We start from the raw sequence: 17003 nt of genomic DNA on the forward strand, positions 1-17003 counted from the left end.
AACCGGGCCAAAGACCTTAGCAAACCCAGACCCACCAGGCAAGTGCCTTTCGGCCCCGCCCCTGCGGTGAACAGCGATCTACACCCCACCCACATCACCGTCAACAGCGGTGAGGCATAAAAACCAAAAAAAGCGACCATCGCCCGTCCAACCCCAGGGAAACCGCCATTTCGCCAATCGTCGACATGGCATCCCGACAAGAGGCTCCCCCGCCCCCGGCGGACCGCTCAAGTCTGGACATGGGGTCGTCTTTCATGTTTTCGGTCCTGGCCCCCATATGATGTGGCATCCCCTTGGAGCCATCAGGACAGGTTTTCCGTCATTGTCTGCTTCCGCCCCCTTCCCTCCCCCTGTAGAGCCGGACGTTGCTGCCGAGCGCGGGCGCGGGCTGCGGCGGATCTTTCGTAACGTTGGCGTCCTGCTGGGGGGGCGGGCGATCAATGCGCCGCTCAGCCTGCTTCATGCCTCGCTCGCCATCCGGCTGCTGGGCGGGTACGATTTCGGCCTGGTGGTCATGCTATATGCGTTCGCACGCACGATCGGCGACCTGGTGGATTTCCAATCCTGGCAGACCTTGCTGCAATACGGCTTTCGTCCTTTGGCCGACGGCGAACTGCGTCAGTTCCACCGCGTGCTCCGCTTCAGCCTTGTCCTCGACCTGATCGGCGGCATCGCCGGGGTGGTCATCGCCGTGGCCGCCAGCCTGACCTTGGGGCCGGTGCTGGGCTGGCCACCCGCCCTGCATCCCATCGGCTCGATCTATTGCGTGTCGACCCTGTTCATGGCGGCCGCCACCCCCACCGGCATTCTGCGTATCCTGAACCGGTTCGACCTTCTGGCGGTGCAGGGCACCGTCGCGACGATCGTGCGGCTGGCCGGAACGCTCGCCCTGCCGCTGGTCGGCGCCAGTTTCATTCATCTGGCGGTCGCCTGGATGCTGGCCGAGGCCACGTCCTGCATCCTGCTGTTCGGGCTGGCATGGCGCGAATTGCGCCGGAAAGGCCTGACCCGCGACTTGTGGAATACCACGGCCGACATCGTGCCCGACCTGCTGCGCCGGCGGATCGGGCAGGATTTCCCCGGCATCTGGCGCTTTGCCTTCGTCACCAACGCCAATGCGACCCTGTCCCTGGTATTCAGCCATGCCACGACCCTGATCGTCGGCAGTCGCCTGGGCCCTACCAGCGCGGGCTATTACCGGATCGCCAGTCAACTCGCGGCGGGTATCGCCAAACCCGGAACATTGGTGCAGCAGACCCTCTATCCCGAGATGGCCACCCTGTGGCGCGACCGTGCGCTCGGGTCGATGTATCGCCTGGCCCTGCACGCCAGCCTGGCGGCAGGCGGGATCGGCTGCGCGCTGATGGGTCTGGCCTACTGGCTGAGCGCCCCCCTTCTGAGCCTAGTCATCGGCACGCACGACCCGGCCGCGGCGACGATCACGCTGTGGTTGCTTGGTTCCGAGGTCATCGGAATCTGCGGCCTGCCGCTGGAGCCGCTGCTGATGACGACGCGGCGGGCCGGCGCGGTGATGATTTCGCGCTGCGTCGATATGATCTTTTTCCTGCCCACCTTGCTGATTTTCATCCGCCTGTATGGCCTCGATGGGGTGGGGCCGGCGACCGTCGCGGGCATGCTGCTGCTGGTCCTGCTGCAACTGGGGCTGGTGTTTCGCGCCCATGCCGCCATGACGCGGCCCATCCCTATCGAATCATGAGAACCGATGCGTATCGTCTTTCCTTATATCGCCCAGCCCCATCAGACCCTGCATTCGCTTCCGATCGCGCTGGAAATCGCCCGCCGCCATCCGGGCATCGCGGTGCATGTCGCCTGCCTGTCCCAGGCGCATGAGGATTATGCCCGTTACCTCGCCGGCTTTTATCCGGATTCACAGGTGACATTCGACCGGCTGCACCTGCCGGCCCTGTTGCGCCGTCGCATGGACCGGCGGGGTCAGGACGTCCTGACCAAAATGGCCGCCCTGCTATATAACAAGAATTATTTCTCCGGATTTCAGGCCATCGTCGTGCCGGAACGCACGTCGCTCTATCTCCGCACGATGGGCGTGCGTGCGCCGCGCCTGATCTGGACCAGCCATGGCGCCGGGGACAGGGCGATCGGCTTCGCGCGCGACGTGCGAGATTTCGATTTTATCCTGATGGCCGGCCGAAAATTGGAAAACCGCTTTCTGGCCCAGGGCAGCCTGCGTCCTGGCCATTACGTTACCGGAATCTACGCCAAGTTCGACATGGTCCGCCGCCTGCACCAACAGGCCCCGCCCCTGTTCCCGAATGAACGGCCAACAGTCCTGTATAATCCGCATTTCAGCCGGAAGCTGTCCTCGTGGCATAAGTTCGGGTTAAAGGTGTTGGATTATTTTGCAACTCAGGACCAGTACAATCTTGTTTTCGCCCCACATTACAGGCTGTTCGATGGACGGCGCACCGAGGCCGACGCGCTTGTCCGCGCCTATGCGGGCATATCCCACATGCTGATCGACCCCGGCAGCACGCGGAGCATCGACATGACCTACACCATGGGGGCCGACCTCTATCTGGGTGACGTCAGCAGCCAGGTCGCCGAATTCCTGATTACCCCGCGGCCGTGCCTGTTCCTCGACGCGCACGCCGCGAACTGGCGCGACAATCCGAACTACCGATTCTGGACGCTTGGCAACGTCGTCACATCAACCGATTCACTCGGGCAGTCTATCGACAGGGCATACACGATGCAGGCAGATTTCCTTGAACGGCAAAAATCGTATATACGCGACACTTTCGGCCTCTCGGATGCTGGCCCTACCGCGCCTGCCGGCGCGGATGCCATCGTAGAATTTCTCCGGAAGGCCGGCCAGTGACCGCCTTTCCCGCACTCGACACGCTCCAGGTGGAAGATTCGTTACCGGACATGACACGTCATCCGTCTCCGACAGATTCCGGCCAGGCCCGTCGCCTGGGCGATTTTGCAACGTTTCCGGACGCGCTGGACTATGCCGCCCTTGGGGAGGCCGGGTTCAACATCTATTCGGGACGCGGCCAGCTTCTGGAGGCCCTGCCCTACCGCACGCTGCGCGCGCAGGCGCGCGACGTCGCGCGCCGCCTGCTGGCCCGCGGCATGCTGCCGGGCGAGCGGGTCGCCATCGTCGCGGAAAGCGACGGCGACTTCGCCCGCATGTTCTTCGGCTGCCAGTATGCCGGTCTGGTCCCGGCCCCGCTGCCGCTTCCCGTCGCATTCGGCGGCCGCGAGGGATATGTCGCCACCCTGCGCGGCATGATCGAGAGCGCCGGCGCCACGGCCGTCGTCATCCCCGACATCATCGCCTCCTGGACCGATGAGATCGTCGCGGGATTCGACCTGCGCTTCGCCGGCAGCCCGGCCGACCTGCTGGGCCTGCCGATCGGCGATGCCGACCTGCCCGTCGTGTCGCCCGACGACCTGTCCTATCTCCAGTTCTCGTCCGGCAGCACCCGCTTCCCGATGGGGGTCGCCGTCACCCAGCGCTCTGGCATGGCCAACGCCCGCGCCATCGCCCGGGATGGGCTGAAGGTCCGCGAGACCGGCGATCGCTGCGTGTCCTGGCTGCCGCTCTATCACGACATGGGGCTGGTGGGCTTCTTCCTGACGCCGGTGACCTGCCAGTTGACCGTGGACATGCTCCCCACCCGGGAATTCGCCCGGCGTCCGCATGTCTGGCTGGACCTGATTAGCCGCAATCGCGGCACGATTTCCTACAGCCCGTCCTTCGGCTACGAATTGTGCGCCCGGCGCGCCTCCTCCATCTCGCTCGACCTGTCCAGCTGGCGGATCGCGGGCATCGGCGGCGACATGATCCGCCACCATATCCTGGAGGAATTCGCCGAGCGCTTCGCCGCCTCGGGCTTCGACAGCCATGCGTTCACCGCCAGCTACGGCATGGCCGAGGCCACGCTGGCCATCAGCTTCGTCCCGCTGGGCTCCGGCATCCAGACCGATACGGTCGATCTGCGTTTCCTGGAAACCCAGGGCGTCGCGCGGCCGTCGAACGATCCGTCCCATGCCTTGCGGACATTCGTCCGGTGCGGGAAGGTCCTTGCCGAGCACGATCTGGTGGTCCGCGATCCGTCGGGAAATCCCCTTCCCGACCGTAAGGTCGGCACGATCTTCGTACGCGGGCCCAGCCTGATGCGCGGCTATTTCAACCAACCGCAGGACACCCAGCGCGTGCTGGACCGGGACGGATGGCTGAATACCGGCGATCTGGGCTACATGCTCGACGGGCAGGTGGTCGTCACCGGGCGCGCCAAGGATCTGATTATCATCAACGGCCGCAATATCTGGCCGCAGGACCTGGAATGGTCGGCCGAGACCGAGATCGGCACCCTGCGCAGCCGCGATGTCGCCGTCTTTTCGATCGACCAGGAAAAGGGCGAGAAGGTCGTGGCGCTGATCCAGTGCCGGGCCTCGTCGCCCGAGGCGCGGGAATTGCTGCGCAACGAGGCCGCGAACCTGTTCCGCCGGCAGCATGGGGTGGACGTCTCGGTCATCCTGGTGCCGCCGCATACGCTGCCGCAGACATCGTCCGGCAAGCTGACGCGCGCGCGGGCCAAGGCGATGCTGCTGTCGGGGGCGTTCGATACGCCGGCCGAGACCGCCTCGGTCGCCTGACCCCCGGACAGGCGTCCCCGCCCGGCGATCCGTACTGGTCAAGAGGCCGGATTTCGATCATAAGGGCGTCCCTCTTCCCAGGACGGGTGGCGATATCCTGCCTGCGCCGGGACGAGGCCGCCAGATGTGACATGCGGGCGCCCCAGGCCTTGCCTGCCGGGGGGACGGCCCGCAGAAGGATGCAAATACATGAGTGAAACGGTTGCAGACGTCTCTGCCCTGATCGTCCAGACGCTGCTGGCGAACCCCAAGGTTCCCCGCGACATCAACGGCAGCAGCAAGATCGTCGAGGACCTGGCCTTCGATTCACTCGCCGTGATGAATTTCGTCATGGAAATCGAGGATTCGCTCGACGTATCCGTCCCCCTCGACCGCCTTGCCGATATCCGGACCATCGACGATCTGGCCGCCTGCGTCGTATCCCTCAAGCAGGCCACCTGATCCATGTCGATCTTCAGCAAATATGACGGTCTGGCCCAGTCTCTGGCAGCCGTGACGGCAGATGGCGGCCGCAATCCGTTCGCCGTCGTCATCGACCGCCCACTGTCCTCGACCGTCGGCCTGATCGAGGGGCGCGAAACGCTGCTGTTCGGCACCAACAACTATCTGGGCCTCAGCCAGTCCGAAGCCGCGATCGAGGCCGCGATCGCCGCCGCGCGGACCCATGGCGTCGGCACCACCGGATCGCGGATCGCCAACGGCACGCAGGGCCTGCACCGCCAGTTGGAAGAACGGATCGCCGCCTATTTCCAGCGCCGTCACTGCATGGTGTTTTCCACGGGATACCAGGCCAACCTGGGCATGATCTCGGCGCTGGCCGGCAAGGACGATTACCTGCTGCTGGATGCCGACAGCCATGCCAGCATCTATGACGGCAGCCGCCTGGGCCACGCGCAGGTCATCCGGTTCCGCCATAACGACCCCGAGGACCTACGCAAGCGCCTGCGCCGCCTGGACGGCACCCCGGGGGCCAAGCTGATCGTCGTCGAAGGCATCTATTCGATGATGGGCGACGTCGTCCCCATGGCGGAATTCGCGGCCGTGAAGCGTGAGGCCGGGGCCTGGCTGCTGGCCGACGAGGCCCATTCCTTCGGCGTGATGGGCGCGCACGGACGCGGCGTGGCCGAGGCCGACGGTGTCGAAGGCGATGTCGATTTCGTGGTCGGCACCTTCTCCAAGAGCCTGGGCACCGTGGGCGGCTATTGCGTTTCGGACCATGACGGGCTGGATCTGATCCGACTGTGCTCGCGTCCCTATATGTTCACGGCCTCGCTTCCGCCCGAAATCATCGCGGCGACAATGGCGGCGCTGGACGAGATGGGGCGTCGTCCCGAACTGCGCCACACCCTGATGGACAACGCGCGCCGCCTGCATGCGGGCCTGAATGCGGCTGGCCTGCGTACCGGCCCGCAGGCCAGCCCGGTGGTCTCGGTCATCCTGGACGAGGTGGACCAGGCCGTGCGGTTCTGGAACCGGCTGCTGGATCTGGGCGTCTACGTCAATCTCAGCCTGCCGCCCGCGACGCCGGACCAGCATCCGCTGCTGCGGACCTCGGTCATGGCGACACACACACCGGCACAAATCGACCGCGCGGTGGACATCTTCGCGACCGTGGCGCGCGAGTTCGGCCTTATGCGCCCGGCGGCCGCGTCCGCCTGAACAGGCCGGCCCGCCGCAGGGTCCACAGCAGCCACGGCAGGCAGATCAGGGGATGGCGCTCGGAAAAGGGCGTCAGCGCAAGCTCGATCCCCGTATGGCGCCTGATCTTCCAGGCCACGTAACGCGCCCCGCCCGTGAAGGTGAAGGCCCCCTTGGCCAGGCGGGCGATGTTCAGGGGGCGCCCCAGCGTGTCGCGCAGGCGCCAGCGCCGCAGCGCCCGGGCGCGGACGCTGTCACTGACCTCCGGACGCAGGACCGCCCCCTTCTGGCGGAAGGACAGGCCCGAGGCCGTCCAGGCCGCGATCAGCAGATCCCGGTAGCGATCCCCCTTTCCGCCCAGCAGGCTGCGGGGACGTCCTGCGGATTCGACCCGCAATTCCGCGCCGTAGGTCCGTTCAAGCAGCGATTCCCAGTATTTTTCCGCGGTTCCTTCCGCCGGCCCCAGGCACGCCGCCCACCAGGCGGCCACCGCGACCGCCCGCACCAGGCAGCGCAGGATGTCATCGGCGGCCACGGCGTCACGCACCCAGACCAGGCGGAGCGGCTGGCAGAACCGGGCCCACAGCGTGGTGTCGACGGTGCGCCGCCCGGTCATGGCGCGAAACTGCGCGATGGTCACGATCGCGACCTTCGCCCGGAGGGTGGCCCCATTCACGACCAGTTCGTGATATTCGACATTGGGTGGCAGTAGGGCGTTCGCAACCTGTGCGGTCCGGCCGCGGGGCCAGTCGGACTGGCGCTCCACCACGATATAGAAATCCAGGATGCCCTCAGGGTCGGCCTGCCGCAACGCGGACCCGTAGAACAGCACGCCCATGACCGGCGCGTGCCCCACCAGACGGGCTGCGAATGCGGTAACGGGCGGACTGACCGGCTGCACCAGTTCGCCGGTCAGCAGGCGGGCCACCCGTCCGGCGGCCGAACCGTCGAACGGGCCGGGGGCGTTCACGCCACCCCCTGGATGAAATCGAAGGCCGGCCCGGCCGACAGCACTGTCTGCCCGTCGGGACCGGAATTCAGGATCTCGCCATCCAGGACGAAATCCTCGCCGATCCTCAGCGCCAGCCTGTCGGTCTGGCCGCGCTCGTAGGCCGGACAGGCGTCCAGCCATTCCGGAGAGCGGCCACGCAGCAGGTTCCACGTCGCGGCCGCCAGATGGGGCGGATAGGCCCGGACATTCAGATAGGACATTCCCTCCGCCCCCGTCCGGGGGGCGAACGGCCACATCCGGTGCGGCAGGCGATGCAGGGTGGTCGCGAGGAACAGGAAACAGTCCTGCTCCCGCGGGGCCTCAGCCCCGACGGCCAACGTGATCCTGTTGCCGCCCAGCCATTTCCGCCGCGTGGAGCGCAACGCCAGACGCCCGATCGACGACGCGATGGCCACCCCGACCGCGACGTCATGGGAAAACCGGTCGATGGCGGGACGATGCGCGATGGCGACGCCCCGCGTGAAGGCGGCCGCCCCATGGAACATCCCCAGCGTCACCGGGCGATCCGGGTCCGACCAGCGGACCGCCAGCGCCTCGCGCCGAACGACCCGCCGCCGCAGACCGCCGTCGCGGGCCAGGGCGGCCAGCCGGTCGAGCGCCGCGATTCCCCGCAGCCCGAACCCGACATCGCTCGCGATCAGATTGGTGTTGCCCGACGGCAGCACCGCCAGGGCCGGCAGCGCGTCGGCGGGATAATGACGATATATGGCGGACATCACTTCGCTGACGGTGCCGTCCCCGCCATCAATCGCAATCGTCGGGACCTCACGCCGGGCCAGCTCCGCCACGGCGTCCAGCACGTGCTCGCGGCTGGAAGGGCCGACGAACAGCGGACCAAGAAGCCGGGCCGCGCTGTTGCGGAACGTCCCGTCATCCTTGCCATTCCGCCGGCTGCGCGGATTGTGAATCAAGGCAAAACGTTCGGTCACGCGGTACCGGTCCTTTTCTGGTCATCGTCCATCCGTCCGGCCATAAGCCGCGTTCCGACCGGTATTGCAAGGCAAGAAAGCCGGCCGCTCCCTCTCGACAGCGACGATGGAAGGCGGCATGTCCGGGCGTTGGCGACAGGAACGTTGCAGGCCACGCCCCACCGTGCGCCCGGACCGCCACCACAGCGGAGGCCCCCGTGACCGAGATCGTACTCGCCCATCTGTCCGACCCTCATCTTTCGCATGACAAATTGTATCTGCCGCCGGCGGCGCTGCTGAACAAGCGGGCGTTGAGCCAGTTGTCATGGCGCCGCAAGCGCCGCTTCCTGCATGTCGGCGCGATGCTGGACAGGGTGGTGGCGGACCTGCGCGCGACGGCCCCGGACGTCGTGGCCCTGACCGGCGACCTGACCAATCTGGGCCTGCCCGTGGAATGCCGGCAGGCGGCCGACTGGTTGCGGCACGCCATGCCCGCGCAGACGGTCGCAATTCCCGGCAACCATGACATGCTGGTGCGGGAACGCTGGCCGGACTCGCTGGGGCTCTGGGCGCCATGGATGGCCCCGACGCCGGATGATTTTCCCTTCGTGCGCCGAGTGGGACCGCTGGCGCTGATCGGCGTCAATTCGGCGCGGCCGATGCCATGGTTTTCGGCGGCCGGACGGGTCGGGCTGCCCCAGGCCGATCGCCTGGCCGCCATCCTGCACGACACCGGCCGGCAGGGCCTGTGCCGGGTCGTCCTGATCCATCACCCGCCGGTCGCCGGCATCGTGCCCCGCCGGAAGGCGCTGCTGGACCGTGCGCTGTTCGCCGACGCCATCGCCCGCGCGGGGGCGGAGCTGGTGCTGCACGGGCATTCCCATGTATCCGGACTGTCATCCCTGCCCGGCCCCCTGGCGCCCGTCCCGGTCCTGGGGGTGGCGTCGGCCTCGATGCGCTCCGAGCGTCCGGCGCGCGCGGCGGCATGGCAGCAGATCCGGATCTCGACGACGGAACGCGGCTTCCATATCGAAGTCCGGCGGCGGATCTTCCGCCCCGACAGGCCGGTGCTGGCGCTTGCGCCCATGATCTTCACCTCCTATCGCACCCCGTCGCCAATTTGAGTATGTATGGGCCGACATGAGGCGCGCACCTTCCCTTCCGTCGTTCGTCCGGAGCATTTCGGCGGGAACGCTGGACCATTATCTGATCGCGCAGACCCTGCCCCCGTTCGCCATTTCGCTCGGCGTCGTGATGACGGCGCTGCTGCTGGAACGGCTGCTGGTCCTGTTCAACGTGCTGGCGGCGGATGGCGGCACGCTGCGAACCTTCCTCAATCTGCTGGCGGACCTGGTGCCGCATTATCTTGGCCTGGCGCTTCCGGCGGCCATCTGCGTCAGCGTGTTCTCGGTCGTCCGCAAGATGAGCCAGAACAATGAAATCGACGCCCTGATGGCCAGCGGCGTGTCCCTGGCGCGGATCGCGCGGCCGTTCATCGCCATGGGGGTCATCCTCGGCCTGCTCAGCTTCCTGCTTTATGGGTTCATCCAGCCTTATGCCCGCTACAATTTCCGCCAGGGCATGTACCTGGCCAGCCATGCAGGCTGGGCGCCGCATCTGCAGGGGCGGATGTTCGCGACACCGTCCGGCAACCTGATGCTGACGGCCGACCGCGTCGAGGGGGCGGGAACACGGCTGTTCCACGTCTTCATCCGCGACAGGACCCCCGACATGGAACGCGACATTACCGCCGAAAGCGGGACGTTGCAGATCGCGGACGACCGGTCGTCCGTGCGCCTGGACCTGGCGCACGGCGTGATCGTCACGGACCGCCATGACGACCGCCCCACCCTGGCGACGTTCGACACGACGACCCGCATCCTCCAGAGCGATGGCCGGGGCGGTGCCTTCCGCCATCGGGGAAACGACGAGCGCGAACTGACGATGCCGGAACTGCGCCAGGCCATCCGCCATCGCGATCCCGCGATCCTCCAGTCCCATCTGGTGGCCGAACTGCATTTCCGCCTGGCCCGGGCCCTGGCCGTTCCGTTCATTCCGGTGCTGGCCTGCGCCCTGGCGGGGATGGCCAAGCGGCAACGGCGGAATCTGGGCCTGCCCATCGCGGCGATCAGCCTTGTGGGGTTCGACTATGCACTCCAGCTGGGCCTCAGCCTGGCGGCAAGCCGCTCCATGTCGCCCTGGCTGGTGATCTGGGGGCCGTTCGTCTTCTTCTGCGCCGCCTGCGTCGAACTGCTGGCCCGACGCAGCGGGATGTCCGGCGCGGGAGGATACCTGAGGCGACTGGTACGGCGCGGCCCTGCCTCGGCCCGTCCGGCGACGGACCCCGGCCGATGAAGAGGACCGGCCTGCCGATCGGATCGGGGCGCGGGGTGCTGCGGCGCTACCTGTCGCGCGAACTGATCTCGCGCGTGACGGCGACGAGCCTGATCCTGGTCGCGATGATGGAGATCCTGGCGCTGCTGGAGCAGTTGACGCCCATCCTGGACCGGCACCTCGGCGTCGGGGGCGTCCTGTATTTCCTGGCGCTGCGAATCCCCCTGCTGCTGGGCAGCGTCTTTCCGCTGTCGGTCCTGATCGGGGCGCTCATCATGCTGGTGCAAATGACGACGGCGAACGAAATCGCGATCCTGCGCGCGGCCGGGCTGTCCACCCCCGCCCTGGTCCGGCTTCTGCTGCCCGGCGTCATGGGGCTGGCGCTGGTCAGCGCCGTCATCGACGACCAGGTGACCCCCCGTGCCGAACTGGCGCTGGCGCGCTGGTGGAACGCCACCGACCCGCACCCGGAAACCGGGCATACGTTCTGGTTTCGCTCCGGAACGACGCTGATCGACGTTGGATACATCACCCGGGGCGGCCAGGCCACCGGCAAGCTGGACCTGTATCAGCGTGACCCGTCGGGGCGGCTGAACCGCGTCGTCCATTTCGAGGACGCGCAGTTCGTCAAGGACGCATGGACCGGCAGGGGCGGGCGACAACTCACCGTATCGCAGGCGACGGTGGATCCTGGCACCTTCACCGCCACACCCGCCGACGCGGGATGGCCATCCAGGCTGCGTCCGGCGGACCTGGTGCGGCTGTCCATGGACAGCCCCCCCCTCGCCGCCTCGACGATGGTCGCGATCCTGCTGGACCGCCTGCCCTCCAGCCAGCCGCCCAGCTATTTTCGTACCGCATTGCTGGATCGCGCGCTGCTGCCGCTGACATTCATCGTCATGCTGTTAATGGCAATGCCGGTGGTCTATATCCCGCCTCGTACCGGCTCGCGAAGCTGGATTCCGGTCTGGTGCCTGGGTGGGGGCCTGCTGTTTATCGTATTCCAGGGGCTGATGCGGGCCCTGGGCAATGCCGGCACCCTGCCGGCCCTGGCCGCGACCCTTCCGGGCATCGCGATTTTCGCATTCGGAATCGCTGCCCTGATGTTGAGGATAGAAGAAAAATCATGAGCGGTACCCTGCGCAACGCGAATCTCCGGACGGGACGCAGCTTCGACCTGGGGAAGATGAACCTCCAGCAACTCTGGACCGCCTATCTGACCTACCCGACCATCCTCCTCTACATCGCCCTCGCCATCGGCAGCTTCACCCTCCTGGCCCGGCATTTCCCCGGAATCGGGCCGACGCTCCTGGCCGCAGGCGCGGTCGTCGCGGTCTATCCCCTGGCATGGTACGCGATACACCGGTTCATCCTGCACGGGCGTTTCCTGTACCGGATGAAATGGACGGCCGGCCTGTGGAAGCGCATCCATTTCGATCATCACCAGGACCCGCACCTGCTGGACGTCCTGTTCGGATCCCCGTTGAACACGATCCCGACCATCGCGATCATCACCATTCCCATCGGCTACCTGATCGGCCATCTGGGGGGGGCCGCGGCGGCCTTCGGAACGGGGCTTGCGATCACCTGCATCTATGAATTCTTCCATTGCATCCAGCACCTGAACTACAAGCCCCGGATGCGCTGGATCCAGAAGATGAAGCAGCGCCACGTCCTGCACCATTTCCATGACGAGGACGGCAATTACGGCATCACCAGCTTCGTCGTGGACCGGATCTTCGGCAGCTACTACGTCGATGCGCGCGCCCGCCCCCGCAGCCCCAGCGTCTTCAACCTGGGCTACGACCTGGCGGAGGCCAACCGTTATCCCTGGGTGATGGAACGCACCGGCATGCCCCCGCGCGACCGGCCGGCCGGCGCGCCGCCGCACCGAGACGCCGCATGACACCGGACGGCACGCTCAACGTCCTGATCCTGGCGGGCACGCGCGCGGGGGCACATGACCCGATGGCCCTGGCCGCCGGCGTGTCGCACAAGGCGATCCTGCCCGTCGCCGGCCGCCCGATGATCGCGCGGGTCGTCGACGCGCTGTCGGCCGTGCCCCGGATCGGCCGCATCGCCGTCAGCATCGAGGCCCCGGACATCCTGACCGGCCTGCTGGATCATCCCGTCACGATCCTGCCGCCGGCAAGCGGCCCCAGCGGCAGTGTGCTGAAAGCGATCGAAACGCTGGGCACGCCGCTGCTGGTCACGACGGCCGACCATGCGCTGCTGCGCCCGGAATGGATCGAAGCGTTCCTGTCCGCCGCCGGCGACACCTGCGACGTCGCGGCCGGCATCGCGATGGAGCAGGACATCCGCCGCGACGTACCCGGCACGAAGCGCACGATGATCCGCCTGGCCGACGGGGCATTTTCGGGCTGCAACCTGTTCCTGTTCCGCACCCCGGCGGCAATCGGCGTCGTCCGGCTGTGGCAGCGCCTGGAACAGGAGCGCAAGCGGCCCGTCCGCATGGCCCGCCTGCTGGGGCCGGGAATCCTGCTGCGCTACCTGATGGGACGGCTGACGCGCCAGGCCCTGTGCGCGCGGATCGGACGCCTGGCCGGCGCCTCCGCCCGGCTGGTTCCCCTGCCCGACGGACGCGCGGCCGTGGACGTGGACAAGCCGGCCGATCTCGCCCTGGTGCAATCGCTGCTCGCGGCCGCCCCGGCCTGCCGCCCCATCACCTGACCTCCGGACCCGATCCATGCGTATCGCCTATGTCATCAATTCGCTGGAAGGGGGCGGCGCCGCCTTCCCGGTGCCCGACATTACCCGCGTCATGCGGCAGGAAGGGCATGAGGTCGAACTGTTCGCGCTGCTCCGCCGTGACGGTCGCGCCCTGCCGCCCATCGAACGGACAGGTCTGACGGTCCATGTCCGCGACGGGAACGAAAAGGACAATGTCGCCGCCCTGCGCTGGCTGGACCGCCAGGTCGGGGCCTACCGTCCCGACCTGCTGTGGACATCGCTGACCCGAGCCACGGCAATGGGGAAGCTCGTCGGGCTGAAACGGCGGATTCCCGTCGTCAGCTGGCAGCATAATGCGGGGCTGAGCAAGGCCAATATCCGGCTTCTGCGGCTGCTGCGCGGGCTGACGCGGCTATGGGTCGCCGATTCGGGCTGCGTGCTGGATTTCACCCGGCGCCGGCTGGGAATCCCCGAGGATCGCGTCGCCTCCTGGCCGATCTTCCGGTCCAACCCCGACGTGCCGGTTGCCCGCCCCTGGCAGCCCGGCGACATCGTGCGGGTCGGATCTCTGGGACGCCTGCACCGGGACAAGGGCTACGACATCCTGTGCGCCGCCCTGACCATCCTGAAGTCCCATGGCGCGCTCCCGCCCTTCGAGATCACCGTCTCGGGCGAAGGGGCGACGCGCCCGTACCTGGAATCGCTGATCCGCGACAATCACCTGACGACCCTTCGGCTGCCCGGGTTCAACGAACGGGTGCCGGAATTCCTGGCGGGGCAGCACCTGTACGTGCAGCCGTCGCGGCGCGAAGGCCTGTGCATCGCCATGCACGAGGCCATGCAGGCCGGCCTGGGCGTCGTGGCGTCGTCGGTCGGCGAGATGCCCTACACGATCGAGGAGGGCGTCTGCGGCCATGTCGTGCCGCCGGAAGACCCGATGGTCCTGGCAGAGGCCCTGGCGACGGCCCTGCATCGTCCGGAGCGGCTTTCCGAGTTGGGACAGGCCGCCCGCGCGCGCGTGCTGACACGCTTCTCCCCGGCACGCTTCGACGCGGCCGGCCAGACCATCCTGCAGCGCATCGGCCATCAGGTCGCGGCCTGACCTGCGGCCCACTCGCAGGAACGGGAGAACCGCGCCATGACGCGGCGGCCGGATCATGGCACGATGGGGACATGCCATCCGACCTCGCGGAAAACCAGATCGTCATCCGGCGCGCCATCCTGCATCTGTGCGGCCAGATGGGGTGGTCGTCCCTGAACGAACTGCCGCTGCCGGACGGACGGCGGGCGGACATCATGGCGCTGCGCCCGGACAACGGATTCGTCTGCATCGAGATCAAGTCCGGCCCCAGGGATTTCCTGACCGACTCCAAATGGCCCCGCTATCGCGACTGGTGCGACCAGTTCTTCTTCGCCGTGGACCGGGCTTTTCCGCTCGCCCTTCTGCCCGACAGCGCGGGCCTCATGATCGTCGCCACGGATATGCGGCCCCCCGGCTATGCGACCATCGCCGAATCGGCCATCACGCGGGATGCGCCCACAATTCCCCTGGCCTCCGCCCGGCGGCGAAAACTGACCCATCTGTTCGCGACGCAGGCCGCCGAACGGCTGGGCCGACTGGACGACCCGGCGATCACCGCATCGCTGCGCGCCGCCCGGCGTATCGAATAGGCCGGCCGACGACCACCCGCGCCCGGTCGCATGACACGGGGCGCGATGTACGCCATCACCGCCCGACAGTGCCAGCCATCCAGAAAGGCCCCCCGATGTCAGACGCCATCCTGTGCCGGTTCGAAGCCGCCCGTTCCATCGTCCGGGACGCCGCCGACCTGGCCATGTCCATGCGTCCCGCCTCCGGCGGGCCAACCGGCACCCAGAAAAGCGCGCAGGACTGGCTGACCGAGGCCGACGGCGCGGTCGAGGCCCTGATTTCCACCCGGATCGGCGCCCTGTTCCCCCAGGACGGCTTCCAGGGCGAGGAAGAAGGCCGCACCCGTACAGGCCGCCTGCGCTGGGTCGTGGACCCGATCGACGGCACGTCGAACTTCGCGCGCGGCCGCAACCGGTGGTGCGTGTCGCTGGGTCTTCTGGAAGACGATCTGCCGGTCGCCGGCATCATCCAGGCCCCGGCCCTGAACGAGACGTACACGGCGGTGCGCGGCCGGGGCGCGTTCCTCAACGGCCGGCCGATCCACGCCTCGCCGGTCGACGACACGCGCTCGGCGATGATCGAGATGGGGTGGAGCAACCGCGTCCCCGCCGGCGTGTTCGAAGACAAGGTCGCAACCATGCTGCGGCTGGGCGCCATGCCCCGGTCCGGCGGATCGGGCGCACTGGCGCTGGCCGACGTGGCCTGCGGTCGTCTGGACGGATATCTGGAAATGGTCATCAATATCTGGGACGTCGCGGCAGCCCTGGTCATCCTGGACGAGGCCGGGGCCAGGACCTCGCCCTTCGTGCGTGACGGCGGGCTGGAACGCGGCATCACCATCCTTGCCGCCGCGCCGCGAATCGCGGACGATCTGGCGGCGGCGCTCGACGTCCCTCTGGCCTGATCCCCGGCCATTGTTACGACACAAAATTTCATCAATAGTCCCACCCTGAAATCCACGCATGGATCTTGGAACCGGGATACGAGAGACAGCCGCCCGTCGCCCGTGCGATCCGTGCCGCTGTCCCAGGAGAAAACGGAGCATGCTTTTGCGAGACGGCCGATTCCGGTTGAAGCCAGCCCTGCTGGCGGCAACCCTGCTGCTGCCGGCGGCACCGGCCCTTGCCGCCGGAGAAAAGCAGCAGGCGCTGGTGGACCGCGCCACCCTGACCGTGCGCGACATGTTTTCCGGCGCGCGATCCGACAGCAAGATCACCCAGTACATGACCCAGGCCCGCGCGGTAATGGTCTGCCCGTCGATCTTCCGCATGTCGATCGGCTTTGGCGGGTCCGGCGGAGGATGCGTCCTGCTGTCGCGCGACGCGCGCGGATCCTGGTCCGACCCGGCATTCTTCAATCTCAGTTCCGCCAATGTCGGCATCCAGCTGGGCATGCAGGATTCCCAGGTGATGTTCTTCGTCATGACCGATCGCGGCCTGCAGGCGCTGCTGGACAACCAGTTCCAGCTCGGCGCCAACGCGGCGGCATCATTCGCGACCATGGGATCGGGCATCGAAAGCGGCACGACCGGCCAGCGCAACACCGACATCATGGCCCTCCAGAAATCCAAGGGCCTGTTCGCCGGCGCGGCGCTTGGCGGGTCGAAACTGTCGGTCAACAGCGGTGCCAACCGGTCCTATTACAACCAGATCGTCGGGCCGGAAGACATCGTGATCTCGATGCGGGTCAACAATCCGGGCGCCGATCCCCTGCGCGCGGCCCTGACCGACGTGCAGGCCCGGGCGACGGCGTCCGGTCCCGCAAACCGCGCGCCCGCCACGCCGGTCTACGGGCAGCCCGCCTATCAGGACGGCGAACCCGCGCAGGTCACCCCGCCGCCCGCTTCGGGCGCCATCAGCAGCCAGCCGCTCGCCCCGCCGCGCTAGGGCCCGTACCCGATCCATATCCCGAACGGGAGCGTCGTCACGCGCCATGCTTTGGCGTGGATGATGCTCCCTCGTTCCGTCCCGCTATCGCCCCCTTACGGTAAGGATGCGTGACCGCCGCCGGGCCGGCCGGCACCGGCCGGAATGGCCCACCATCATCGGTCGGCGCGAGTCTGCAATGAAACTCGCGCGACGGGCTCACGTTGGTCTGGCAACAGGGCACGATCGGAACGGATCGA

Annotated in this window: 16 protein-coding genes; 14 read left to right on the forward strand and 2 right to left on the reverse strand. The window is 67.4% G+C overall.

The window, feature by feature from the left end:
* The first annotated feature begins 322 nt into the window (after positions 1 to 322).
* From HLH21_RS07760 to spt, 5 genes are all read left to right on the forward strand, one after another.
* Entirely contained in the window at positions 323 to 1717 is a 1395-nt protein-coding gene (locus HLH21_RS07760; RefSeq protein ID WP_246379399.1) for a lipopolysaccharide biosynthesis protein, read from the forward strand.
* A 6-nt stretch (positions 1718 to 1723) separates the two neighbouring features.
* Positions 1724 to 2857: a sensor domain-containing protein gene (locus HLH21_RS07765; protein ID WP_182943010.1), complete on the forward strand. Its 1134-nt coding sequence runs from the start codon at positions 1724 to 1726 to the stop codon at positions 2855 to 2857.
* A 50-nt stretch (positions 2858 to 2907) separates the two neighbouring features.
* Complete coding sequence (locus HLH21_RS07770) at positions 2908 to 4644, forward strand: fatty acyl-AMP ligase (RefSeq protein WP_182943257.1); 1737 nt, start codon at positions 2908 to 2910, stop codon at positions 4642 to 4644.
* Positions 4645 to 4833: 189 nt separating this feature from the next.
* On the forward strand, positions 4834 to 5085 hold the full coding sequence (locus HLH21_RS07775; RefSeq protein ID WP_182943012.1) for an acyl carrier protein: 252 nt from the start codon (positions 4834 to 4836) through the stop codon (positions 5083 to 5085).
* A gap of 3 nt (positions 5086 to 5088) precedes the next feature.
* On the forward strand, positions 5089 to 6303 hold the full coding sequence (gene spt, locus HLH21_RS07780) for a serine palmitoyltransferase (RefSeq protein ID WP_182943014.1): 1215 nt from the start codon (positions 5089 to 5091) through the stop codon (positions 6301 to 6303).
* On the opposite strand, the gene HLH21_RS07785 is transcribed toward spt, so the two are convergent.
* A complete protein-coding gene (locus HLH21_RS07785) occupies positions 6275 to 7252 on the reverse strand; it encodes a hypothetical protein (RefSeq protein ID WP_182943016.1) in 978 nt (325 codons plus the stop codon). The genes spt and HLH21_RS07785 overlap by 29 nt on opposite strands.
* Positions 7249 to 8223 (reverse strand): diacylglycerol/lipid kinase family protein, encoded by a 975-nt coding sequence (locus tag HLH21_RS07790; protein WP_182943018.1) that lies wholly within the window; start codon positions 8221 to 8223, stop codon positions 7249 to 7251. The genes HLH21_RS07785 and HLH21_RS07790 overlap by 4 nt, the downstream gene beginning before the upstream one ends.
* 197 nt (positions 8224 to 8420) lie before the next feature.
* On the opposite strand from HLH21_RS07790, the gene HLH21_RS07795 reads away from it, so the two are divergent.
* The 9 genes from HLH21_RS07795 (at position 8421) to HLH21_RS07835 (ending at position 16764) form a co-directional block, all read left to right on the forward strand.
* The gene (locus HLH21_RS07795; protein ID WP_182943020.1) at positions 8421 to 9326 is read left to right on the forward strand and encodes a metallophosphoesterase family protein; all 906 of its coding nucleotides are present in this window, start codon (positions 8421 to 8423) and stop codon (positions 9324 to 9326) included.
* Positions 9327 to 9342: 16 nt separating this feature from the next.
* Positions 9343 to 10557, forward strand: a complete 1215-nt coding sequence (locus tag HLH21_RS07800) for an LptF/LptG family permease (RefSeq protein ID WP_182943022.1) — start codon at positions 9343 to 9345, stop codon at positions 10555 to 10557.
* Positions 10554 to 11666, forward strand: a complete 1113-nt coding sequence (locus HLH21_RS07805; RefSeq protein ID WP_182943024.1) for an LptF/LptG family permease — start codon at positions 10554 to 10556, stop codon at positions 11664 to 11666. Before HLH21_RS07800 ends, HLH21_RS07805 begins: the two co-directional genes overlap by 4 nt.
* On the forward strand, positions 11663 to 12442 hold the full coding sequence (locus HLH21_RS07810; protein WP_182943026.1) for a sterol desaturase family protein: 780 nt from the start codon (positions 11663 to 11665) through the stop codon (positions 12440 to 12442). The genes HLH21_RS07805 and HLH21_RS07810 overlap by 4 nt, the downstream gene beginning before the upstream one ends.
* Complete coding sequence (locus HLH21_RS07815; protein WP_182943028.1) at positions 12439 to 13227, forward strand: nucleotidyltransferase family protein; 789 nt, start codon at positions 12439 to 12441, stop codon at positions 13225 to 13227. Before HLH21_RS07810 ends, HLH21_RS07815 begins: the two co-directional genes overlap by 4 nt.
* Before the next feature lie 16 nt (positions 13228 to 13243).
* Positions 13244 to 14329 (forward strand): glycosyltransferase family 4 protein, encoded by a 1086-nt coding sequence (locus tag HLH21_RS07820; RefSeq protein ID WP_182943029.1) that lies wholly within the window; start codon positions 13244 to 13246, stop codon positions 14327 to 14329.
* A gap of 71 nt (positions 14330 to 14400) precedes the next feature.
* Positions 14401 to 14898, forward strand: coding sequence for an MmcB family DNA repair protein (locus HLH21_RS07825; protein WP_182943031.1), 498 nt, complete (start codon positions 14401 to 14403; stop codon positions 14896 to 14898).
* 95 nt (positions 14899 to 14993) lie between these two features.
* Entirely contained in the window at positions 14994 to 15782 is a 789-nt protein-coding gene (locus HLH21_RS07830; RefSeq protein ID WP_182943033.1) for an inositol monophosphatase family protein, read from the forward strand.
* Positions 15783 to 15921: 139 nt separating this feature from the next.
* Positions 15922 to 16764: a lipid-binding SYLF domain-containing protein gene (locus HLH21_RS07835; protein ID WP_182943035.1), complete on the forward strand. Its 843-nt coding sequence runs from the start codon at positions 15922 to 15924 to the stop codon at positions 16762 to 16764.
* Positions 16765 to 17003 lie beyond the last annotated feature (239 nt).

The organism is Gluconacetobacter johannae, assembly GCF_014174305.1.
GTDB classification, from domain to species: domain Bacteria; phylum Pseudomonadota; class Alphaproteobacteria; order Acetobacterales; family Acetobacteraceae; genus Gluconacetobacter; species Gluconacetobacter johannae.